Source organism: Bacillus cereus group sp. MYBK30-2 (genome assembly GCF_051915945.1).
GTDB lineage: Bacteria > Bacillota > Bacilli > Bacillales > Bacillaceae_G > Bacillus_A > Bacillus_A paramycoides.
The window spans coordinates 1010130-1032590 of the sequence record NZ_JBQAFR010000002.1; the positions used below are offsets into that span (position 1 = coordinate 1010130).

Here is a 22461-nt window from a genome sequence, read left to right on the forward strand (position 1 = left end):
CTCCTCGTTTAATAAACCGTCTCTTTAAAGAAGAACCCTGTATCTAACGGACGATTTACTGGTTGCATTTCTTCTATCTCGTTATATAAATCGTCTTTCACGTCATAATACGCATCACGATCTTCTACACATAAATCAATTGCTTTACGATATTTCTTCGTTACCTCAATAATGTATTCAGAACTTTTTAGTACACCCTCGATTTTTAAGCTATCAACTTCAGCATCGATTAGTTCCTCTAACTCATCAATGAAACAAATATCGTTTGGACTCATAATATGAGTACCATTTTCATCTTCATAAATTGGATATTTATTATTGCGCTCTGGATCATATAAGAACATATTCTCTTCATACTTTTTCTTTTCAATATCGAGATTACGACCTTGATACTCAAAGTAGTTTCCGACTAATGAACGCTTTGATTGGAACATGCAAGTCATACCGTGAATTTGCACCTCAAGTTCCACTTCAGCATTTTCTTTTAATTCAACAATTTCATCTAAGCTAAGCTCACGAGCTAATACAGCGCGTTTCGCACCTCTTTGTCCCCAATAGTTACAAGTAAACCAGTTTGTTGCTGTCGTTTCTGTATTCCAGTGTAACTGCATGTTTGGTGCAACTTCACGAACAGCCATTAATACCGCTGGATCTCCGAAAACAATCGCATCTACATGTATCTCATTTAAAAATGCAACATAGTCCGTTAATTCTTCTACTTTATCGTTATGGAACATCGCATTCATTGCAACGTATACTTTCACACCATTTTCATGTGCAATGTTTACAGCTTCTTTCACATCTTCACGTGAAAAATCTCCTGCTAAACGTAAACCAAACTTTTGTTCACCGATCATTACTGCATCTGCTCCTGCTTTTGCAAGAGGTTCGATATCCGCCACTGCTCTAGGCGTTACTAACAATTCAGGTTTCTTCATACCTTTGTCACCCTTTCTTTTTACTTACAGCCACTCCATCACCAATCGGGAAAATCGTTGTATCATATCCTTCATGGTTCATAAGCCATTCATTGTACGTCTTAATACGACGAATCAAACCACGTGTACGTCTATTTTCAATTTTCTCTTTTGTCGTTACCAGGCCATGGTACATAACATTATCTGAAATAATAACGCCACCAGGATTTAATAACGGTTCATATAAGTCAAAAAAGCGACGATATTGCCCTTTCGCTGCATCAATAAAAATAACGTCAAATGTTCCATGTTCTTTCACTTGTTCGCCCGTTTCTAAAGCATCACCGTAAATAACAGAGATACGGTCTGTTACCGGGGAACATTCTATATATTCAAGTGCCTTTTCATATCGTTCGCGATTGCGCTCTACTGTCACAATGCGAGAATTCGGAATAGCTTGCATCATACGAATACTAGAATAACCGATTGCTGTTCCAAGCTCTAAAATGCTTTTCGGTCCAATTAAACGTAAAAATTGCAGCATAAATTCCATTCCAAGTCGATCCATAATCGGCACATGGTTTTCTGTTGCATACTCTTCCATTTCAAGAATTAATTTATCTTTTGGATCAATAAATGATAATAGGTACTCGTTAACTGCATCCTCCATAATTGGTCCTCCTTATTTACATGGAGAAGTGCCTCTATGACGCGTAAAACTTTGTCTTTTCACACATAGAATGCAATAAAAATACAAGCCAGCTTCACCCTTAGCTTGTACGTCCCGTTTTGATATTAAAAACGATTCTTCTGCCAGTTTTTAACCCGATATATTTTATCATAAAAAAGAGGGATGTGCGACCTTTTTCGCTACCCCTCCCCATTTTACTGTTTTTTCGTTATATATTTTTGCTTTAATGCATTATGTTCTTCTAATGTTTTCGCATAATACACTTCACCACTTGGTGCAGCTAAGAAATAATAATAATCTGTTTGCGCGGGTTCTAACGCTGCTTCTACTGAATGTTTACTAGAGTTTGCAATCGGTCCAACTGGCAATCCTTTCACAACATACGTATTGTACGGTGAGTTCACTTTTAAGTCTTCGTATAATACACGTTGTTTATGCTTTCCAAGCGCGTATAATACCGTCGGATCCGTTTGAAGTGGCATACCTTTCGCTATACGATTATAGAAAACACTAGAGATCTTTTGACGATCTGTAAAACCAGTAGCCTCTTCTTCAATAAGTGAAGACAGCGTAAGAAGCTGATGAACATCCCAGTTCTTCGCTTTCATTTTCGCCTCATTTTGAACAATGATTGCATTCGTTTTCTCAAGCATCGGCATTACGATTTCTTCTAATGTCGTATCTTTCTTATAGAACGAATACGTTGCAGGATATAAATAACCTTCTAATGGATATTTAATATTGCTATCAAAGATTTTGTCAGTCAATAACTTCGGATACTTTTGCTGCATTTTTTGAACAAATGCCTTATCGTTTAATTGACGTATAACATCATCTTTATTCCACTTTAATTCTGCCGCAATCACTTCTGCAATTTCAGTTACTTGTGCTCCTTCTTTAATCGTCACTTTATAAAGAGCCGGACGATGTACGTTGCCCGATGACATTTGTTCAATGACATCGTTAGCACTCATCGAAGGATTTAATAAATATGTACCTGCTTGTAAACTTTTTGATTTAGCCTTCGTATAAAAGCTAAATACTGTACCGTTTTTCACAGCACCTTTTTCTTCTAAAATCTCACCAATTTTGCTTGTAGATGACCCCTTTGGAATCTCTACTTCAATCTCTTTTTTATTCTCGCTATCAACCGGTCCTAACGCCGATGAAATATACGCATAGACTGAACCACAAACTAAGAGCAATGCAATAATCGAAAATAAAAAAATGCGTCTACGCTTCTTTTTCACTTGATTCTCTACCAAAACTCTTCCTCCTTATTCAATTGTAGACCATTTGGACATATTTCTATACAACACGATGGAAAACCACAACAAACTCACCTATCTTTTTTAGATAGACGTTTTATCCCGATTGGTGTGGGCTAATAATTAGTGGGGATGGACAAAACCCCACTGATTAAAGTTTCACTTTATTTTTCTACAATCCGTCTCATTATACTACAAAGGATTACGCAGTTTCGACAAAAAATCTTTTATTTTACATATAAAAACAAAAAAGATGGACTATATGTCGTCCATCTTTTCAGTACTTACTATTCTGCGTCTTGATCTGCCTCATCAGCTAGAGTGTTGAACATTTCTTGTACCATTTCCCACTCTTCTTCAGATTCGATTGGAAGTAAAGTTCCGCCCTCTTCTTCATTTTGCTCATAAGCCATTGCATCATAAATTTGGTCTCCATCTTCGTCTACTTCACCGATTGGAGAGAAGACTACGTATGATTTTTTTCCAAATTTTTCAGCATCAAAAGTGAAAACAATCTCACATAAATGTTCGTTACCTTTTTCGTCTACAATTGTAATTTGATTTTCTTCCATTTTGGTCACCTCTTATTTACTATCTAAAAATCCTTGTAAGATTACGACTGCAGCCATCTTATCGATTACTTGCTTTCGCTTCTTACGGCTTACATCAGCTGAAATGAGCAGACGTTCCGCTGCCATCGTCGACAAACGCTCGTCCCACATTACAACGTCTAATTGTAACAGCTCTCGTAGGTTTTCTGCAAATTGCTGGCAAGCTTCACCACGTGGGCCAATTGTACCATTCATATTTTTAGGTAAACCTACTACTATCTTGTCCACATCATACTGTTTTACTAACTCGGAAATACGGTCAAAACCAAATTGACCTCGTTCTTCGTTAATCTTGATTGTTTCCAATCCTTGTGCTGTCCAGCCCATTTCGTCACTAATTGCAACTCCGACTGTTTTTGTACCTACATCTAAACCTAATATCCGCATAAACTACTCCTCACGATGATGTTTCAAGTAAGACTTCACAAGCTCTTCAATTAACTCATCACGCTCAAGCTTGCGAATGATGCTTCGAGCATCTTTATGGCGAGGTATGTATGCTGGGTCTCCACTTAATAAATAACCGACGATTTGGTTAATCGGATTATAGCCTTTTTCTTGAAGTGCATCATACACAGTTAAAAGTACATCGTTTACATGGACACTCTGTTTTTCATCTTGAATGCTAAACTTCATTGTTTTATCAAAACCGTCCATTTCAAGCACCTCACTTGTAAGTAGTAAGTATAGGGAGAAGAACTTCTCCTCTCCCTACCATTGTACACTACTATCTCTTTATTTTGAAACAGATTTAACGTACTCTTGTACAAATGCTAAAGCTTCCTCAACTTGCGCTGGGTTTTTACCGCCTGCTTGTGCCATATCAGGACGGCCACCACCGCCACCGCCACAACGAGAAGCTACTTCTTTTACAAGCTTACCTGCATGGTAACCTTGGCTAATTAAATCTTTCGTTACGCCAGCTAAAATGTTTACTTTATCATCATTTACAGACGCTAATACAACAACTGCAGACTCTAATTTATTTTTAAGGTCATCCATCATCGTACGTAAGTTGTTCATATCTGCAACATTTACTTTCGCTGCTAATACGTTCACTCCATCAACTGTCATTACTGAATCAGTTAAGTTTCCAGCTTCGATATTGCTTAATTTCGCAGCAAGAGATTCGTTTTCTTTTTGAAGTTGTTTCACTTCAGCAAATAAACCATCAACTCTTGTTAAAATATCTTTCGGATTTGTTTTCATTTTTCCTGCTGCTTCTTTTAATAAACCTACTTGATCGTTCATTAATTCGTATGCAGACTTACCAGTTACCGCCTCAATACGACGAGTTCCTGCACCGATACCAGACTCAGCAACAATTTTGAAAATACCGATAGAAGCTGTGTTATCAACGTGACAACCACCACAAAGCTCTAAGCTATAATCGCCTACTTGTACAACGCGTACAACATCTCCGTATTTTTCACCGAACAATGCCATCGCGCCCATTTCTTTCGCTTCTTCGATTGCTTTTTGAGAAATCGCAACATCAATACTTTCCCAAATTTTTTCGTTTACGATACGCTCAATTTTTTCTAATTCGTCAGCTTGTACTTGACCGAAGTGAGAGAAATCAAAGCGTAAACGTTCAGAAGTTACAAGAGAACCAGCTTGGTTAACATGCGTTCCAAGTACATCTTTTAATGCTTGGTGCAGTAAGTGAGTTGCTGTATGGTTTTTCACAACGCTACTACGGTTTTTCGTATCGATAACAGCTTTTACAGCCGCTTCTTTCGTTAATGTACCTTCTTCAACAACAACTTTGTGTAAGTTTTGACCATTTGGTGCTTTTTGTACGTCTTTTACAAAAACTTTCACGCCGTCAGCAAGAAGGTAACCACGGTCTGCAATTTGTCCACCGCTCTCAGCGTAGAATGGTGTTACGTCAAGAATTAACTGTCCTTCTTCACCTGCTTGTAAGCTATCTGTGTACTCACCATTTTTCACAAGTGCAACAACGTTACTTTCGGTTGCAACTGTACCGTAACCAACGAATTCGCTCGCTACTTTAACTTCGCCAAGGACACCGCCTTGAACTTGCATAGAATCAACGTCTTGACGAGCAGCACGTGCACGCTCACGTTGTTTTTCCATTTCAGCTTCAAAGCCTTCATGATCAACTGTCATACCAGCTTCTTCTGCGTATTCTTCTGTTAATTCAATCGGGAAACCGTACGTATCGTATAGACGGAACGCATCTACGCCAGAGATAACAGTTGTTTTTTCTTCTTTCGCTTTTGCAATTACTTCAGCTAAAATTGCTTCACCATCATGAAGTGTTTCATGGAAACGCTCTTCTTCATTTTTCACAACTTTTGCGATGAAATCTTTCTTTTCAAGTACTTCTGGATAGAAGTCTTTCATTACCTCTCCAACAACCGGTACTAATTCAAACATGAATGGACGGTTGATATTTAATTTTTTCGAGTAACGAACAGCGCGGCGTAATAAACGACGTAATACATAACCACGGCCTTCGTTAGATGGAAGAGCACCGTCACCAACAGCGAATGTTACTGTACGAATATGGTCAGCAATTACTTTAAACGCCATATCTTTTTCTAAGTCGCCATTACGATACTTCTCACCAGAAATTGATTCTGTCGCGCCAATCATCGGCATGAATAGATCTGTATCAAAGTTCGTAGGCACATCTTGAACGATAGATGTCATACGCTCTAGACCCATTCCTGTATCGATGTTTTTCTTAGGAAGTGGCGTATATGAACCATCTGGATTATGGTTAAATTGAGAGAATACAAGGTTCCATACTTCTAAGTAACGCTCATTTTCTCCACCTGGATATAATTCTGGGTCACTAAAGTCATTACCGTAAGATTCTCCACGGTCATAGAAGATCTCTGTATTCGGTCCACTTGGTCCTTCACCGATATCCCAGAAGTTTTCTTCTAAGCGGATGATGCGCTCTTTTGGAACACCCATTTTCTCATTCCAAATTGTGAATGCTTCTTCATCTTCTGGATGGATTGTAACTGATAGTAATTCTTTATCGAATCCGATCCATTTGTCGCTCGTTAAGAATTCCCAAGCCCAAGTAATTGCTTCTTCTTTGAAGTAATCACCGATTGAGAAGTTTCCTAACATTTCAAAGAATGTATGGTGACGAGCTGTTTTCCCTACGTTTTCAATATCGTTTGTACGAATTGATTTTTGAGCATTTGTAATACGTGGATTTTGCGGGATTACACGGCCATCAAAATATTTTTTTAATGTCGCTACACCACTGTTAATCCATAGAAGAGATGGATCCTCATGTGGAACTAGTGATGCACTAGGTTCTACTGCATGTCCTTTTTCCTGGAAAAAGTCTAAAAACATTTGACGAATTTGAGCGCCTGTTAGTTGTTTCATTGTATTTTCCTCCTTAAATATAAAAAACTCCCGCCCCTATAAAAGGGACGAGAGTTAACTCGCGATACCACCCTAATTATGAATTGATTATTATAACAATCAATTCATCACCTCATGGTGCCGTAACGTGGCAAGACGGCAGTGATTAGCTGCTCTCAGGATTAGCTTTCTGGTACCCTTCATTTAAAGCTTCTTTCAGCCAGTGGAAGCTTCTCTCTATAAATGGACTGTAACATACTTGTTCCGTCATTGATTTAATGTATTATATGACTAAATATAATAGAATTCTCTTAAGTTTGTCAATGTAGATAATCATTTATATTGTATCAATTGCTTATTAACCATAGTTATTCTACTATTCATTCTTAACAGCCTTTTAATATATTATGCATTTATTAATAAATCGTACTATCCTCATAAAAATATCCCTGCGAACTTTTCTGAATATTACATTTTTGTTATAATTAAATTATTAACAATAAAGGAGCGATTATAATGACAACTTTATTGAATCAAGCTAAAGAAATGTTAACTACTGACGAAAAAATCCTTTTTTATGCAGCATGTTCATTAGATATATTTATCTATCGTTCCGTCGCAAGGCCAGGACTGTTAATCTTGACGAACAAAAGGCTCTTCTTTTACGGACCAGATTTAAGCAAGAACCCTATATTTGAAGAGTACTCTTTCGCAAAAATTTCTAATCTAAAAGAACAGAAACGACTTTTCAGCAATCAAATTGTATTTATGTATGATGATGAATGGAAAATAATAAAACATATTCAAACAAATGATGTGAGCGGGATTGTTCAGCAAATAAAAGAACAACTACCTAAATAGGCAGATTGAAAGCCCTCTATTTCTATAAATAGAGGGATTTCACATTAAATATCTTCTCTTTTCCAAAGAGGCCTTACATGAACGATCACTGTACGAATGACCGCTAAAATAGGAACCGATATTAGTAAGCCTACAATCCCCGCAACTTCTCCCCCAACTAGTAATGCAAACATAATAATAACAGGATGCATACGGAGCGACTTACCAACGATGTAAGGAGATAAAATATTACTTTCAACAAATTGCAAAATCGCAATTGTAATTGCCGCCTTAATGAGTAAACTCGTTGATACCGTTGCCGCGATCATCAATGTCGGAATGGCTCCTAAAATAGGGCCAAAATACGGGATTATATCCGTTACCCCAATAATAATACCGAGCAGCAATGGATATTTCATACCGATAAACCAAAAAGAAAGAGCGGATACTCCCCCTAATACTAAGCAAACAAATAACTGTCCTCGAATATAGCTTCCAAGTGACTTGTCAATTTCTTTCGCGAGCATTTGTCCTGTACTACGCCATTTACTTGGAACTAGTTTCCAAAAGATATGATAAAACTCACCGTAGTCTTTTAATATGTAAAATACAATGAACGGAATTAAGAAAATAATGAGCAATGAATCCAGTACACCACGAGCTGTGCTCATTACTTTATTCAAAAGCGCTTGAATCTTCATTTCTACACCAACAAAAATTTGTTTCACCTTTTCATGAATAAATGATGGGAAATTCGCTGTTTGTTCTGTTACCCCATCCATCCAAGAATCGTACATTTTTGTAAACTGCGGAAATTGTTCATTAATCTCTTGCAACTGCTTTATAACAATTGGCGTTCCTTTATAAATTCCATAGCCAATCCCGCCGAAGAAAAGGACATAAATGAGCAAAATAGCAAGTGTGCGTGGCATCCCTTCCTTATGGATTTTTTCAATTAACGGGTGTAATAAATATGCAATGAAACACGCAATAAGAAATGGTGTAATTGCCATTTTAAACACAAAAATAATCGGTGCCCATAGCGGCTTAATTTTTAAAAAGACAAGCAAACAAAGAAAAACGAGTAACAATAATCCTAAACGATATATCCAAATGATTTTAAGATTCTTCACACGAAAAACCTCCTCCACCTTTATTTTGAAAATAAATAGGGTAGGTTATGTGCAAAACTTTTAAAATCTTTTCATACAGACCATACTGTTTTTTAAAGACGTACATATATTTAACATAATAAGGACAACCACCCCTGAGAATACAAAAAATCAAAATATAATCAGGAGGCTAATTATGGTTTTATTTATGCTCGTATTATCCGCACTTTTTATGATTCTTGAATGGATTTGTATCGGGTTTGGCATTTGGAAAGGTTTCTTTATTCGTTCCTCGCGAAAAGAAAGAGCGAAGCAATTATGGCATTATGGAATACTTGGAGTTGGATGTTACGGTCTATCTTATGTTTTCTCGGAAATCGGACTTTTATATTTGCATATGAACACGTAAAAAAACTCCCTCGTCAATAAGGGAGTTTTTCACTTTATCGAAATGATTATAAATAAGACTTAATCATCTTACGCGCTTTTTTCATATTGCGTTTTGAAAATACATCTTGCTTGCGAGCATATCGATATGCTGCAGCCCCAACACCTAATGCGATTAATGAATTGCGTAGATTCAAAGTAGATCCCCCTTTTCGTTATCCGATCGTTCTCTCATTCTCATCAAATAAATCATCAAGAGAGCTTAATGAACCATCTTCCTCTACTTGATGTGTATGGATTTTCCCCTTTGAAACCGATAATTCAATATAACAATTCCAGCAATAAAATTGGTTGACACCTATTTTTCCAATGTCTTTCCCTTTGCAATTTGGACAACTGAACATATGGCTTTCATCTCCTCACAGTCTCCCAGATTCTATTCGCCATTATGTCCAAACCGCATTCATTTATACATGCTAGAGCCTTTCAACGTTGTACGTTTGAAAGTTTCACTATATAATCTCACCTTGTTACATGAAATCATACGGTGAAATGTTTTCCACGTCCATTTCTTCACCATTAACCGTTACCATCTGTACCTCTCCTTGTGATTCTTGCAATCGACCAGCTAAAGTCGTTTGACGCATTGCATCATCAAGGCGATTTACACCGGATTGAAAAGCTGTTTCCTCTCCGCAAATAATAAGGAATTTTTTACTTCTCGTAATGCCCGTGTAAATTAAATTACGACGTAACATACGATTGTAACTTTTTACAATCGGCATAATAACAATCGGGAATTCACTACCTTGTGATTTATGAATCGAACAACAATATGCATGTGTAATTTGATTTAAATCTGGCTTTGTATACGTTACTTCAATCCCATCAAATGAAACGATAATCATATCTTGTTGCTCAACGTTTTCTTTCGCATAAAACACCGAAACGATTTCTCCGATATCACCATTAAACACTTGGCTCTCTGGCTGATTCACCAATTGTAGTACTTTATCACCTCTTCGGTATACAACATCACCGTAAGCAATTTCTTTACTCTTTTCTTTTTTCGGATTAAATACTTCTTGCAACGCTTCATTCAGCACATTAATACCAGCAGGTCCCCGGTACATCGGCGCTAATACTTGTACATCTCTTGCACTAAATCCTTTTGTCTTTGCATTTTCACAAACCTTTTTGACAACCTCAACAATTTGATTTCCTGTACAAGCAATAAACGAACGGTCTTTTTTGTTTTCCGCTAAATCTGGTGGTAGCATTCCATCTTTTATCGCATGGGCAAGCTGAATAACAGATGATCCTTCCGCTTGACGATAAATTTCTGTAAGTTTGACTGTCGGAACTGCACCTGCATTCAATAAGTCTTTTAACACTTGTCCAGGGCCTACAGATGGCAACTGATCTTCATCGCCTACAACGATAACTTGAATATTTGTCGGAAGCGACTTGAATAGCTGATTTGCAAGCCAAATGTCAACCATTGAAAACTCATCAATAATGAGTAACTTCCCTTGAACCGGGTCAGTTTCATTACGCTGGAAAGAACCTTCTGGCGTCCAACCAAGCAAACGATGAATTGTGCAAGCTGGAAGTCCTGTTGATTCACTCATTCGCTTCGCCGCTCTTCCTGTCGGGGCCGTTAATAGTATTGGAAATGGATTATCATCACTATATTCATTTGGATTTAGTGATAATCCGTGCAATGACGCATACATTTCAACAATTCCTTTAATAACTGTTGTTTTCCCCGTTCCTGGTCCACCTGTTAATAACATCATCGGTTTATGAAGTGCAGTTTGAACTGCTTCTTGCTGAAGCGGTGCATACTGCACCTTCAACTGTTCTTCAATTTCTCCTAATGTTTTTAACACTTCTGCTTCAGGGAATGAAGGAGTTTCTTCTTGATTCATAAGACGACGAATTGACTTTACAACGCCTTTCTCAGAATAGAATAAAGAAGCTAAATACACTCGCTCTTCTTCTATAATGACTTTCCCTTCACTTTGCATCATTTCAACGCAGCCTACAATGTCTTCCTCAGTCACTCTGCCTTCTTGATTATTTAAAAGTGACATCGTTTCTCTTACAAGCTGACCTTTTTCCATATAAACGTGACCAAATTGTAATGACACATTCTCTAATGTATAAAAACATCCCGCACGTACACGGTCGTCGTGATTGCCCGATATACCTAATGCACGCCCTATATCATCTGCTCTCCCAAAACCAATTCCATCCACTTCTTCAATAAGCTTATATGGATTATTACGAATCACTTCTAATGTCATCTCTTTATATTGCTGATAAATTTTAATTGAAAGCTTCGTCCCAAAACCGTAACCATTTAAAAAACTCATCACTTTTTCTAACCCTTGGTGCTCAATAATCGTCTCATATATTTCCTGCGCTTTTTGCTTGTTTACAACACCATTTAACGCATCAGGATCATCCATAATTTTAGAAATGGCATGCTCACCAAGATGGTCCACGATTTTTTCAGCCGTACGCTTTCCAATCCCTTTAAATAAATCGCTCGCTAAATACTGCACCATACCTGCTTTTGTTTGTGGCAATTCTTTCTTAAACGTTTCAACTAAATATTGTTTTCCATACTTTGGGTGGTCTTTAAAATGACCTGTTAATGTAAACACTTCATCTTCATGCATACGGGGAAAATGACCGTTTATCATTACTTTTTTTTCGTCGTATGTTTCATTCGTTTCAATGACTTTCATACTGACAACGGAATAGAGGTTTTCTTCGTTGTGGAAAATGGTATGAAGAACTTGCGCTTTTATAAATTTTTTCTCTTCCTCAAACAAATCCATTGCATGTTGATTTCCCATCTTTCCTCTCCTTTCCGATTTCTTTTCACTTTAATGAGCAGTACATCCCCCACCTGTTGCACACTCTTTAGATGAGGGGTAACTGCGCATTAAACTATAATTTCACTTTATTCAGCTTCTTGCTCTAATAAACGAATACCATTACCAGCTAAAAAGTGATCTGGCTGAACTTCAGTTGCTTTCTTAAATAAAGTAAGAGCTTTCTCGTTATTTTCTTCGAATACGTACGCAACACCTAAATTATAATACGCATCTGCATGCTCTTCATCCATTTCTAATACCTTTTCAAAATAAGGTTTCGCCTCTTGAATATGTTCTAGTCGCGCGAAGCAAAGTCCGCATTGGAATACAGCTTCTACATCATTTTCATCTAATTCAGTTGCTCTTTGTAAAAATGGCAATGCAAGACGATCATTTCCAAGTTGCACATGTGTGATACCTAGCATAAATGTTACATCAGCTGATTGTAGTCCTGCTTGCATCGCTTGTTCAAATACAGCCTTTGCTTCTGTAAATTGCTCTTGACCGTAATATACATTCCCTAAACCATAATAAGCAGCCGCAGATTTATCATCTAATTCTAATGCACGTTTATAAAATAAAATTGCTCGCTCACTATCACCTAATACATCTAATAAATTCGCAAAGTTAATGTATCCAAGCGCATCTTTCGGATTTTCTTCAATTGCTTCCGTAAAGTTTTTAGCTGCTTCTTCCCAGTTTCCTTCTTGCATATATTGAATACCTGTTTCAAGTTTGTTTGACATGTCCTTCACCTCTACAACAAATTATAACAAAGAATGTATTTTTCAAGCGAACGAAAATTCGCTTTATGTAAAAGAAACCTCTAACCGCTAATCGGCAGAGGCTTCTTGTTCTATCCTAAATAATCTAATTTCTTACCACTACGATATACTTCATCAATTGTAGCACCGCCTAAGCACTCATCTCCATCATAGAAAACAACTGCTTGGCCTGGCGTAATCGCACGAATTGGCTCATCACAAAGAATACGAACTGTATTTTCATCAACGATTTGAACCGTTACTTTATTGTCTGCTTGACGATAACGGAATTTCGCTGTACATGTAAATTCTTTTTCCTTCGCTTTATTACTTACCCAGCCTACATTCGTAGCAATAACTTCATCACCATATAGAAGTTCGTTATGGAATCCTTGGTCAACATATAAAATGTTTTCTTTCAAGTTTTTCCCAACAGCAAACCACGGATCACCGTTACCACCAATACCAAGACCATGACGTTGTCCAATTGTATAGTACATTAAACCATCATGTTTCCCTTTCACTTCACCAGATAATGTTTGCATCACACCTGGTTGTGCTGGCAAATAGTTGCTTAAGAAATCTTTAAAGTTACGCTCACCGATGAAGCAAATGCCAGTACTATCTTTCTTCGCCGCTGTCGCTAAACCAGCTTCTTTCGCCATTTCGCGAATTTGCGGTTTCTTTAATTCACCTAATGGGAACATTGTTTTTGATAATTGCTCTTGGCTTAATTGATTCAGGAAATATGTTTGGTCTTTATTATCATCAACGCCGCGAAGCATTTTATATTCGCCGTCCATATAAGCAACGCGTGCGTAATGACCTGTTGCTACATAATCAGCACCAAGTGCAATTGCATGCTCTAAAAATGCTTTAAATTTAATTTCTTTATTACACATTACATCTGGATTTGGTGTACGCCCAGCTCGGTACTCATCTAAAAAGTACGTAAATACTTTATCCCAGTATTGTTTTTCAAAGTTTACTGCATAATACGGAATACCGATTTGGTTGCACACTTCAATTACATCATTGTAATCTTCTGTTGCTGTACAGACACCATTCTCATCTGTATCATCCCAGTTTTTCATAAAAATTCCGATTACATCATAACCTTGCTCTTTTAATAAAAGAGCTGCTACAGATGAATCGACGCCACCAGACATCCCGATGACAACGCGTGTTTCTTGAGGTAGTTTGTTCATCATGTCACCTCCCATGCTAATTTTGTGTTAATCGCTTCACGATTTTCACTGTTTCGTACGCAGCTTTTTCAATTTGCTCTTTCGTATTTCCAAGTCCGAAACTAAAGCGTACGGATGAACGTATTTGATCGGAGTCTTTTCCGAACATCGCTACTAATACATGTGATGGATCAATCGAACCAGCTGTACAAGCAGAACCACTTGATACTGCAATGCCAGCTAAGTCTAAGTTTACAAGAAATGGTTCAATGTTCATTCCTGTAAAGTTTATATTCAACACATGCGGTAAGCGATATTCCAAGTTTCCGTTTACCTCGAAATGAATGTCCTCATTTTTGAAGACAGATACCATTATATCTTTAAACTCTTCATATTGGGCATTTTTTTGCTCACGAGTTTTTTCAGCTAGCGAAACTGCATGTTGAAGTCCGGCAATACTAGGTACATTTTCAGTACCAGCACGACGTTTTCTTTCTTGCTCCCCACCTGTTAATAACGGTTCAAATTTCACATCTGTACTAGCATACAAAAATCCTACACCTTTTGGACCGTTAATTTTATGAGCTGAAATTGATAATAGGTCAATTCCAAGTTCTTTCACATCAATTGCTACTAAACCGTAAGCTTGTACAGCATCTGTATGGAAATAAGCTTGATGTTCTTTTAACAGCCTTCCTATTTCCGCAATTGGTTGTATTGTCCCAACTTCATTATTCCCGAACATAATAGATACAAGAATTGTCTCACTTGTTAACGCTTCTTCTATATCAGAAACTTGAACACGCCCTGTTTCATCAACAGGTAAATACGTCACTTCAAACCCTTCACGCTCTAGCACTTCACATGTATGCAAAATCGCATGATGTTCAATTTGCGTTGTAATAATGTGGTTACCTTTATGACGATTCGCGCGTGCTACACCTATAAGTGCTAAATTATCAGCTTCTGTACCACCGCTCGTAAATATAATTTCATTTGGATTTGCATGAATGCTACGTGCACACACACGTCTCGCCTCATCTACCGCATGGCGCGTTTGACGCCCATAAAAATGAATACTAGACGGATTTCCAAATACTTCTGTCATATATGGAATCATCTTTTCGACCACTTCTGGGTGAGTCGGAGATGTCGCGGCATGATCTAAGTAAATGCGTTCCATTAAATCTCCTTCTTTCCAAATCGTTTCACAAGGAATTAAATGTAAAACATATAGCCCCCATGATTTTCTTCCTCATAACGTACTAAATCTTCTAAAGTTGTACTATCTAATACTTCTTGCACCGCATCACGAACACGCATCCATAATTGGCGTTGTGCAGGTTCTTCTTCCTCTATCATTTCCACAACACTAATTGGCCCCTCTAGTACACGGATTACATCCCCAGCTGTAATGTTAGCCGGTTGATCAGATAATACATATCCACCGTATGCACCACGCGTACTCTTTACAAGTCGAGCGTTACGAAGCGGCGAAATTAATTGCTCTAAATAATGCTCAGATAAGTCATGTGCCTGCGCAATTGATTTTAATGAAATTGGACCTTCACCAAACTTTTTTGCAAGGTCGATCATAATTGTTAAGCCGTAACGGCCTTTTGTTGAAATCTTCATCTATTTTGCACCTCTTTTCAAATTTTCACTTCTATTGGTTATATCTTTATTCGTAAAAGAACACAATTTAAAATCCTATGAAATTATAGCATAATATAGTATTATAAGAAATTTCAACTTGTGTAACAAAATGATAACATAAAATCACATTGAAAAACTCGGGAATTATTACAATTGAAAGAAAAATAAGAATATTTAATATTAATATACAAATAACACCGCAATATATTTCAATTTTTCACATAAAAAATGATACGATACAATGAGATTACATATTAAGGGAGACGGTCAAAATGAAACAACCACTCGCACATCGAATGCGTCCAACAACGATTCAAGACATTATTGGACAACAGCATTTAGTTGGTGAAGGAAAGATTTTATGGCGGATGGTCCAAGCAAACCATTTTCAATCAATGATTTTATACGGTCCTCCAGGCACAGGAAAAACATCGATTGCAAGCGCAATTGCAGGAAGTACCGGAACGCCGTTTCGCCTCTTAAACGCTGTTACTCATAATAAAAAAGATATGGAAGTTGTCGTACAAGAAGCAAAAATGCATCGCCATCTCGTTTTAATTTTGGATGAAGTTCACAGGTTAGATAAAGCGAAGCAAGACTTTCTATTACCTCATTTAGAAAGCGGACTCCTTACTTTAATCGGTGCAACGACAAGCAATCCGTTCCATGCTATCAATTCTGCTATACGAAGCCGTTGTCAAATTTTCGAATTACACGCATTAACAGAAGATGATATTTTAATTGGTTTAAAACGAGCGCTTGAAGATAAAGAAAAAGGGCTTGGAGAATATGATGTCATTGTCACAGAGGAAGCTCTCCTTCATTTCGCAAATGCCTCGGGCGGTGATATGCGCTCAGCTTACAATGCACTTGAACTTGCTGTTTTATCTAGCTTTACTACAGACGACCAAGCGGCTGAAATCACACTCGAAATCGCTGAAGAATGTTTACAGAAAAAGAGTTTTGTTCACGACAAAGGTGGCGATGCTCACTATGACGTTTTATCTGCTTTTCAAAAATCAGTACGCGGAAGTGATGTGAACGCCGCACTTCATTATTTAGCACGTCTTATTGAAGCAGGTGACTTACAAAGCATTGGTAGACGTCTTCTTATTATGGCATATGAAGATATCGGACTTGCAAGTCCACAAGCTGGCCCACGTACACTTGCAGCGATTGAATCAGCTGAACGGGTCGGCTTCCCAGAGGCACGCATACCACTTGCAAATGCCGTTATCGAACTTTGCCTATCACCGAAATCAAATTCGGCCTATAAAGCACTCGATGCCGCACTACACGATCTACGTAATGGTCAAACTGGCGATATTCCAAGTCATTTAAAAGATAGTCACTATAAAGGAGCCGAATCGCTAGGTAGAGGCATCGGATACTTATATCCACACGATCATCCAAACGGCTGGGTACAACAGCAATACTTACCTGATAAAATAAAAAACAAGCAATATTATAAACCGAAAACGACAGGAAAATTTGAACAAGCGCTGTCTACCGTTTATGAAAGATTACAAAGTTCGCATAAAACGAAGAATAAAGGGTAATATAAGCGAAAACGTCACTATTACGGAGGCTTCGCTTATGAAAACACGTCAAGATGCCTGGACAAAAGAAGACGATCTCCTTTTAGCAGAAACTGTTTTACGACATATTCGCAGCGGAAGTACACAAATAAAAGCATTCGATGAAGTTGGCAATACATTAAACCGAACTTCAGCAGCTTGTGGATTTAGATGGAATGCTGAAGTAAGACCAAATTATGAAGATGCGGTGCAACTTGCAAAAAGACAACGTAAAGAATTAAAGCGTTCGGAAGCTAAAATAGAAAAAGAGCAGTTCTCACAAACGAAACAACTCGTAATCGATGCCAAGTTTGCAGAAGATATTCCGCCAAATAAACAAGATCTTACAATGCAAAATGTCATCTCATTTTTGCAAAACTTGGAGTACCATAATCCTTCACTCACAAAGTTACAAACTGAAAATGACGTATTACAAGATCAGCTCACTTCCCTGCAAAACACGAATAATGAACTTGAAGCAAAATTGGCTGTTCTCACAAAAAAACAACAAGCAATCGAAGAAGATTATGCAATGCTTGTTAGAATTATGGATCGTGCTCGAAAACTTGTTTCAGTCGAAGAACAGGAGGAGCAGATTGCTCCGATTTTCAAGACTGATCAAAATGGAAATTTAGATATTATATATTCAGCAGAAAATTGAAATAATCCCCACCTAATATTACATGGTGGGGATTATTTTTTGTGCATTCAAACTACAATAAGGTAAAATATAACTTTTATGTTATTGCAACCCTAATGGTGTGTATTATCGAAAGGAGAGATGAGCTATTTCATTACCAATTTTCAAAATAACACTTGGGATTCTTGTCTTACTTTTAAGATTTTTCACTATTAGAAGCTTAAAAAAGACTTCCTCATACAAGTCAGACAAATGCGATAATTATCTATTATTTTTAACTGCTTTTGAAGCTATCGCATTACCAATATGGATATTTTTTAAAAATTTTTTATACAAATTAAAAAGCGCATACTCCTCATGGAATATGCGCTTTTGTTTTTTATTCTTGCCCTACACGCTTCACTTCTACGTTTTTAATACATTCACGTACAACATGACTCGCCATAATTAAACCAGCCACAGATGGTACGAACGCATTTGAAGAAGGTGGTAATTTCGCTTTACGAATTTTTGCATTTTCGTCTGGTACGATTTCTTTACGTACCTCTTCACGAATTACGATTGGGTTTTCGTCAGAGAAGACAACTTTTACACCCTTTTTAATACCGTCTTTACGAAGCTTCGTACGAATTACTTTCGCAATTGGATCTGTGTGTGTTTTAGAAATGTCCGCAATACGGAAACGAGTTGGGTCCATTTTATTTGCCGCACCCATACATGAGATAATTTTAATTTTACGACGTAAACATTGTTTAATTAAATGAATTTTGAACGTAATCGTATCAGATGCATCTACTACGAAATCTAAACCGTGTTTAAAGAACTCTTCATATGTTTCATCTGTATAAAACATTTCTAGTCCAATTACTTCACATTCCGGATTAATGTCTGCAATACGCTCTTTCATTAATTCTACTTTTGAACGTCCTACAGTAGATACTAAAGCGTGAATTTGACGGTTTACGTTTGTAATATCTACAACGTCTTTATCAACCAATACAAGACGTCCTACGCCAGAACGCGCTAACGCTTCTGCCGAAAATGACCCTACTCCGCCAATTCCTAAAATACCGACTGTACTATTTTTTAATATTTCAAGGCCCTCTTTTCCGAAGGCTAATTCATTACGTGAAAATTGATGTAACATTCAGCTCTACACTCCTATTACAAAAATGGTCTACCATGTATTCTAGCGTTTTTCCGACTATTTGTATAGAAAAAGTTATAGAATTCCTAAAAATACATATTTCAAAAATGAAAGCACCTTGTAAACCGGACTTTTTAAACTTCCTCTTCAATATACGTTTAAAAAGGAGGATTTAGAGAACCGAGCTAATCGAGGCGCTGAAGCCAGGAGGAGCGCAGTGTAGCTTCTACTACTCGAGCACCGGACTGGCGAAGCAACGATGAGATGCGACCGTTATCTAAACCGGACTTTTTAAACAACCTCTCAAAAAAAGTCTAGACGGCTATAGTATAACCATCTAGACTTCATTCTTACTTCTCTTCTTTCAAGCTCAATTTTAAGTTTAACTCTTCAAGCTGAGCTTCTGCAACTGGGCTTGGAGCTTCTGTTAATAGACAGCTTGCGCTTGCTGTTTTCGGGAATGCAATTGTATCACGAAGGTTTGTACGACCTGCAAGTAACATAACAAGACGGTCTAAACCTAATGCGATTCCGCCGTGTGGTGGTGTACCGTATTCGAATGCTTCTAATAAGAATCCGAATTGCTCTTGCGCTTCTTCTTGTGAGAATCCAAGCGCTTTGAACATTTTCTCTTGTACGTCACGCTCGTAAATACGAAGTGATCCACCACCAAGCTCATAACCGTTTAATACAAGGTCATATGCTTGTGCACGCGCTTTTTCTGGTGCTGTTTCTAGTAGTTCAACATCTTCACGGAATGGCATTGTGAATGGATGGTGAGCTGCGAAGTAACGATCTGCATCTTCATCGTACTCAAGAAGTGGCCAATCAGTTACCCATAGGAAGTTAAATTTACTTTCGTCAATTAACTCAAGTTCTTTACCTAGACGTAAACGAAGTGCACCTAAGCTATCTGCAACTACGCTCTTCTTATCTGCTACGAATAGTAATAAGTCGCCAGCATTAGCTTCTAATGTACTCATTAACGCATTTGCATCTTCTTCACCGAAGAATTTCGCAATCGGTCCTTTTAAGCCATCTTCTTCAACTTTAAGCCAAGCTAGACCTTTTGCACCGTATACTTTTGCGAATTCAGTTAATGCATCGATGTCTTTACGAGAGTATTTGCTCGCTGCACCTTTTGCGTTAATTGCTTTTACTTGTCCGCCGCTTTCTACAGCACTTGTAAATACTTTAAATCCACAACCTGCTGCAAATTCAGATAGGTCGGTTAGTTCCATCTCAAAGCGTGTATCCGGCTTATCAGATCCAAAGCGAGCCATTGCATCAGCATATTTCATACGAGGGAATGGTGCACTAACTTCTACACCTTTTGCATCTTTCATGACTTTCGTCATCATACGCTCCATCATTTCTAAAATTTCATCTTGTGTTAAGAATGATGCCTCGATATCGATTTGTGTGAATTCCGGTTGACGATCCGCACGTAAATCTTCATCACGGAAACAACGTGCTACTTGATAGTAACGCTCAAATCCACCGACCATAAGAAGCTGTTTAAATAGCTGTGGTGATTGAGGTAATGCATAAAATTCACCGTCATGCACACGGCTTGGTACTAAATAGTCACGTGCCCCTTCTGGTGTGCTCTTCGTTAAAATTGGTGTTTCAACTTCTAAGAACTCTTCTGTATCTAAGAAGTTACGAATTGTTTTCGTTACGTCATGACGCATTTTGAATGTGTTGAACATTACAGGACGACGTAAGTCTAAGTAACGATATTTTAAACGCACATCTTCTGATGCATCTGTATCATCAGCAATAATGATTGGCGTTGTTTTCGCTGCATTTAATACGTTTACTTTCGTTGCTTGTACTTCAATACGGCCAGTTGCCATATTGTCATTAATTGCACCTTCACCACGTTCCACAACTGTACCTTCTACGTGTAATACGTATTCGCTACGAATCGTTTCTGCTACTTCTAGCGCTTCTTTTGATGTTTCTGGGTTAAATACAACTTGCACGATACCTGTACGGTCACGTAAGTCAATAAAGATTAATCCACCTAAGTCACGGCGTTTTTGTACCCAACCTTTTAATTGAACTGTTTGTCCAACCGCTTCTACTGTTACTTTTCCACATGCATGTGTTCTTTCAGCCACTGTAAGTTCCCCCTATATTAATTTCTCTGCTACATATGAAGCAAATACATCTAACGCTACTTCTTCTTGTCCGCCAGTTGCCATATCTTTTAAGTTAATGATGCCTTTATCTAGCTCATCTTCCCCTAATACAGCTACATATTTTGCATTTAAACGATCTGCTGATTTAAATTGTGCTTTCATTTTGCGATCTAAATAATCTTTTTCAACTGATAATCCAGCTTTACGAAGATCAAACGCAATTTTCGCAGCATGGTCTTTCGCTTTTTCACCAAGCGCTACAACGTAACAATCAATACTATGTTCAATTGGCAACTCAATATTTTCAGCTTTCAGTGCCATAATTAAACGCTCAATACTCATCGCAAAACCGATACCCGGCATCTCCGGCCCACCAATTTCTTGCACAAGTCCGTTATAACGGCCACCGCCACTTAATGTTGTGATAGCACCGAAACCTTCTGCCTCACTCATAATTTCAAAAACAGTGTGTTGATAGTAGTCTAAACCACGTACTAAGTTCGGATCTTTTTCAAATGGTACATCCATCATCGTTAATAGTTCTTGAACTTTGTCGTAGTATACTGCTGAATCTTCGTTTAAGTATTCTGTAATAGATGGTGCCGTAGCCATTAATTCATGATTACGGTCCTTCTTACAGTCTAAAATACGAAGTGGATTCTTTTCTAAACGAGATTGGCAATCAGAACAGAATTCTCCGATGCGCGGCTCAAAGTGAGCAATTAACGCATCACGGTGTGCTTGACGGCTCGCTGCATCACCTAAGCTGTTTAATACAACTTTAATATTTTTTAAGCCCATGCCGCGGTAAAACTCTACAGCAAGTGCAATTACTTCTGCATCAATTGCAGGATCGTTACTGCCGATTGCTTCAATACCGAATTGTACGAATTGACGATAGCGACCTGCTTGTGGTCTTTCGTAACGGAACATTTGACCGATATAGTATAATTTCGTTGGTTGTGTTGCATCACCGAACATTTTGTTTTCAACATAAGAACGTACAACAGGTGCAGTACCTTCTGGACGTAATGTTAAACTACGCTTTCCACGGTCTTGGAATGAATACATTTCTTTTTGTACGATATCTGTCGTATCACCTACACCGCGTAAAAATAGCTCTGTGTGTTCAAAAATCGGTGTACGAATTTCTTTATAATTGTAACGACGGCAAATTTCGCGCGCTTGCCCTTCGATGTACTGCCATAACTCTACACTACCTGGAAGAATATCTTGCGTTCCGCGTGGGATTTGAATAGACATATTCAGTTC

At 37.8% G+C, this 22461-nt stretch carries 22 protein-coding genes and 1 other annotated feature; of the genes, 4 read left to right on the plus strand and 18 right to left on the minus strand.

What is annotated here, in order from left to right; all coding sequences use genetic code 11:
- Positions 1 to 8: 8 nt before the first annotated feature.
- The 7 genes from ACTFQM_RS16860 to alaS all read right to left on the minus strand — a co-directional run bounded on the left by ACTFQM_RS16860 (position 9) and on the right by alaS (position 6865).
- Positions 9 to 938 carry a peptidase U32 family protein gene (locus ACTFQM_RS16860; protein ID WP_002173562.1) on the minus strand — a complete coding sequence of 310 codons (930 nt, stop codon included), beginning with the start codon at positions 936 to 938 and terminating at the stop codon, positions 9 to 11.
- A gap of 7 nt (positions 939 to 945) precedes the next feature.
- Entirely contained in the window at positions 946 to 1587 is a 642-nt protein-coding gene (locus ACTFQM_RS16865; RefSeq protein WP_002173563.1) for an O-methyltransferase, read from the minus strand.
- 215 nt (positions 1588 to 1802) lie between these two features.
- Positions 1803 to 2873 carry an endolytic transglycosylase MltG gene (gene mltG / locus ACTFQM_RS16870; protein WP_440035289.1) on the minus strand — a complete coding sequence of 357 codons (1071 nt, stop codon included), beginning with the start codon at positions 2871 to 2873 and terminating at the stop codon, positions 1803 to 1805.
- Between the two features lie 290 nt (positions 2874 to 3163).
- Positions 3164 to 3448, minus strand: a complete 285-nt coding sequence (locus ACTFQM_RS16875) for a DUF1292 domain-containing protein (RefSeq protein WP_002173565.1) — start codon at positions 3446 to 3448, stop codon at positions 3164 to 3166.
- 12 nt (positions 3449 to 3460) lie between these two features.
- On the minus strand, positions 3461 to 3874 hold the full coding sequence (ruvX, locus tag ACTFQM_RS16880; protein ID WP_001221197.1) for a Holliday junction resolvase RuvX: 414 nt from the start codon (positions 3872 to 3874) through the stop codon (positions 3461 to 3463).
- Between the two features lie 3 nt (positions 3875 to 3877).
- On the minus strand, positions 3878 to 4144 hold the full coding sequence (locus ACTFQM_RS16885; protein ID WP_000348590.1) for an IreB family regulatory phosphoprotein: 267 nt from the start codon (positions 4142 to 4144) through the stop codon (positions 3878 to 3880).
- A 78-nt stretch (positions 4145 to 4222) separates the two neighbouring features.
- Complete coding sequence (gene alaS, locus ACTFQM_RS16890; protein WP_440035292.1) at positions 4223 to 6865, minus strand: alanine--tRNA ligase; 2643 nt, start codon at positions 6863 to 6865, stop codon at positions 4223 to 4225.
- A gap of 40 nt (positions 6866 to 6905) precedes the next feature.
- Positions 6906 to 7124: a binding site (T-box leader), on the minus strand.
- A 236-nt stretch (positions 7125 to 7360) separates the two neighbouring features.
- Between alaS and ACTFQM_RS16895 the strand changes: the two genes are divergently transcribed.
- Positions 7361 to 7705 carry a PH domain-containing protein gene (locus ACTFQM_RS16895; RefSeq protein WP_002173567.1) on the plus strand — a complete coding sequence of 115 codons (345 nt, stop codon included), beginning with the start codon at positions 7361 to 7363 and terminating at the stop codon, positions 7703 to 7705.
- 44 nt (positions 7706 to 7749) lie between these two features.
- On the opposite strand, the gene ACTFQM_RS16900 is transcribed toward ACTFQM_RS16895, so the two are convergent.
- Positions 7750 to 8817 carry an AI-2E family transporter gene (locus ACTFQM_RS16900; RefSeq protein ID WP_002173568.1) on the minus strand — a complete coding sequence of 356 codons (1068 nt, stop codon included), beginning with the start codon at positions 8815 to 8817 and terminating at the stop codon, positions 7750 to 7752.
- 175 nt (positions 8818 to 8992) lie between these two features.
- On the opposite strand from ACTFQM_RS16900, the gene ACTFQM_RS16905 reads away from it, so the two are divergent.
- On the plus strand, positions 8993 to 9205 hold the full coding sequence (locus ACTFQM_RS16905) for a hypothetical protein (protein ID WP_002173569.1): 213 nt from the start codon (positions 8993 to 8995) through the stop codon (positions 9203 to 9205).
- 46 nt (positions 9206 to 9251) lie between these two features.
- On the opposite strand, the gene ACTFQM_RS16910 is transcribed toward ACTFQM_RS16905, so the two are convergent.
- The 7 genes from ACTFQM_RS16910 to cymR form a co-directional block, all read right to left on the minus strand.
- Positions 9252 to 9380, minus strand: a complete 129-nt coding sequence (locus ACTFQM_RS16910) for a YrzQ family protein (protein WP_002173570.1) — start codon at positions 9378 to 9380, stop codon at positions 9252 to 9254.
- An 18-nt stretch (positions 9381 to 9398) separates the two neighbouring features.
- Positions 9399 to 9587, minus strand: a complete 189-nt coding sequence (locus tag ACTFQM_RS16915; RefSeq protein ID WP_000490499.1) for a hypothetical protein — start codon at positions 9585 to 9587, stop codon at positions 9399 to 9401.
- 126 nt (positions 9588 to 9713) lie between these two features.
- Positions 9714 to 12050 carry an SF1B family DNA helicase RecD2 gene (recD2, locus tag ACTFQM_RS16920; protein WP_440035294.1) on the minus strand — a complete coding sequence of 779 codons (2337 nt, stop codon included), beginning with the start codon at positions 12048 to 12050 and terminating at the stop codon, positions 9714 to 9716.
- 107 nt (positions 12051 to 12157) lie between these two features.
- Entirely contained in the window at positions 12158 to 12817 is a 660-nt protein-coding gene (locus ACTFQM_RS16925; protein ID WP_440035296.1) for a tetratricopeptide repeat protein, read from the minus strand.
- A 110-nt stretch (positions 12818 to 12927) separates the two neighbouring features.
- Positions 12928 to 14043, minus strand: coding sequence for a tRNA 2-thiouridine(34) synthase MnmA (mnmA, locus tag ACTFQM_RS16930; RefSeq protein ID WP_002173573.1), 1116 nt, complete (start codon positions 14041 to 14043; stop codon positions 12928 to 12930).
- 16 nt (positions 14044 to 14059) lie between these two features.
- A complete protein-coding gene (locus ACTFQM_RS16935; protein ID WP_440035297.1) occupies positions 14060 to 15205 on the minus strand; it encodes a cysteine desulfurase family protein in 1146 nt (381 codons plus the stop codon).
- A gap of 35 nt (positions 15206 to 15240) precedes the next feature.
- Positions 15241 to 15657: a cysteine metabolism transcriptional regulator CymR gene (gene cymR, locus ACTFQM_RS16940; RefSeq protein ID WP_000704116.1), complete on the minus strand. Its 417-nt coding sequence runs from the start codon at positions 15655 to 15657 to the stop codon at positions 15241 to 15243.
- 293 nt (positions 15658 to 15950) lie between these two features.
- Here cymR and ACTFQM_RS16945 point away from each other — a divergent pair, with 293 nt between their 5' ends.
- Both ACTFQM_RS16945 and ACTFQM_RS16950 read left to right on the plus strand, forming a co-directional pair.
- On the plus strand, positions 15951 to 17237 hold the full coding sequence (locus ACTFQM_RS16945; protein ID WP_025147352.1) for a replication-associated recombination protein A: 1287 nt from the start codon (positions 15951 to 15953) through the stop codon (positions 17235 to 17237).
- A gap of 37 nt (positions 17238 to 17274) precedes the next feature.
- Positions 17275 to 17916, plus strand: a complete 642-nt coding sequence (locus ACTFQM_RS16950; protein ID WP_440035298.1) for an RsfA family transcriptional regulator — start codon at positions 17275 to 17277, stop codon at positions 17914 to 17916.
- 358 nt (positions 17917 to 18274) lie between these two features.
- Here ACTFQM_RS16950 and ACTFQM_RS16955 read toward each other — a convergent pair whose 3' ends face one another.
- From ACTFQM_RS16955 to hisS, 3 genes are all read right to left on the minus strand, one after another.
- Entirely contained in the window at positions 18275 to 19042 is a 768-nt protein-coding gene (locus ACTFQM_RS16955; protein ID WP_440035299.1) for a tRNA threonylcarbamoyladenosine dehydratase, read from the minus strand.
- A gap of 350 nt (positions 19043 to 19392) precedes the next feature.
- Positions 19393 to 21168, minus strand: a complete 1776-nt coding sequence (gene aspS, locus ACTFQM_RS16960) for an aspartate--tRNA ligase (RefSeq protein ID WP_440035302.1) — start codon at positions 21166 to 21168, stop codon at positions 19393 to 19395.
- 12 nt (positions 21169 to 21180) lie between these two features.
- Positions 21181 to 22452 (minus strand): histidine--tRNA ligase, encoded by a 1272-nt coding sequence (hisS, locus tag ACTFQM_RS16965; protein WP_440035304.1) that lies wholly within the window; start codon positions 22450 to 22452, stop codon positions 21181 to 21183.
- Positions 22453 to 22461 lie beyond the last annotated feature (9 nt).

Bases quoted from the DNA above. Each gene is read 5' to 3' on its own strand.
- ACTFQM_RS16950 (WP_440035298.1), top strand. From the start codon at position 17,275: ATGAAAACACGTCAAGATGCCTGGACAAAAGAAGACGATCTCCTTTTA.
- ACTFQM_RS16895 (WP_002173567.1), top strand. From the start codon at position 7,361: ATGACAACTTTATTGAATCAAGCTAAAGAAATGTTAACTACTGACGAA.
- hisS (WP_440035304.1), bottom strand. From the start codon at position 22,452: ATGTCTATTCAAATCCCACGCGGAACGCAAGATATTCTTCCAGGTAGT.
- ruvX (WP_001221197.1), bottom strand. From the start codon at position 3,874: ATGCGGATATTAGGTTTAGATGTAGGTACAAAAACAGTCGGAGTTGCA.
- ACTFQM_RS16885 (WP_000348590.1), bottom strand. From the start codon at position 4,144: ATGGACGGTTTTGATAAAACAATGAAGTTTAGCATTCAAGATGAAAAA.
- cymR (WP_000704116.1), bottom strand. From the start codon at position 15,657: ATGAAGATTTCAACAAAAGGCCGTTACGGCTTAACAATTATGATCGAC.
- ACTFQM_RS16935 (WP_440035297.1), bottom strand. From the start codon at position 15,205: ATGGAACGCATTTACTTAGATCATGCCGCGACATCTCCGACTCACCCA.
- mnmA (WP_002173573.1), bottom strand. From the start codon at position 14,043: ATGAACAAACTACCTCAAGAAACACGCGTTGTCATCGGGATGTCTGGT.
- alaS (WP_440035292.1), bottom strand. From the start codon at position 6,865: ATGAAACAACTAACAGGCGCTCAAATTCGTCAAATGTTTTTAGACTTT.
- ACTFQM_RS16945 (WP_025147352.1), top strand. From the start codon at position 15,951: ATGAAACAACCACTCGCACATCGAATGCGTCCAACAACGATTCAAGAC.
- ACTFQM_RS16875 (WP_002173565.1), bottom strand. From the start codon at position 3,448: ATGGAAGAAAATCAAATTACAATTGTAGACGAAAAAGGTAACGAACAT.
- ACTFQM_RS16905 (WP_002173569.1), top strand. From the start codon at position 8,993: ATGGTTTTATTTATGCTCGTATTATCCGCACTTTTTATGATTCTTGAA.
- ACTFQM_RS16860 (WP_002173562.1), bottom strand. From the start codon at position 938: ATGAAGAAACCTGAATTGTTAGTAACGCCTAGAGCAGTGGCGGATATC.
- ACTFQM_RS16925 (WP_440035296.1), bottom strand. From the start codon at position 12,817: ATGTCAAACAAACTTGAAACAGGTATTCAATATATGCAAGAAGGAAAC.
- recD2 (WP_440035294.1), bottom strand. From the start codon at position 12,050: ATGGGAAATCAACATGCAATGGATTTGTTTGAGGAAGAGAAAAAATTT.
- ACTFQM_RS16915 (WP_000490499.1), bottom strand. From the start codon at position 9,587: ATGTTCAGTTGTCCAAATTGCAAAGGGAAAGACATTGGAAAAATAGGT.
- ACTFQM_RS16865 (WP_002173563.1), bottom strand. From the start codon at position 1,587: ATGGAGGATGCAGTTAACGAGTACCTATTATCATTTATTGATCCAAAA.
- ACTFQM_RS16955 (WP_440035299.1), bottom strand. From the start codon at position 19,042: ATGTTACATCAATTTTCACGTAATGAATTAGCCTTCGGAAAAGAGGGC.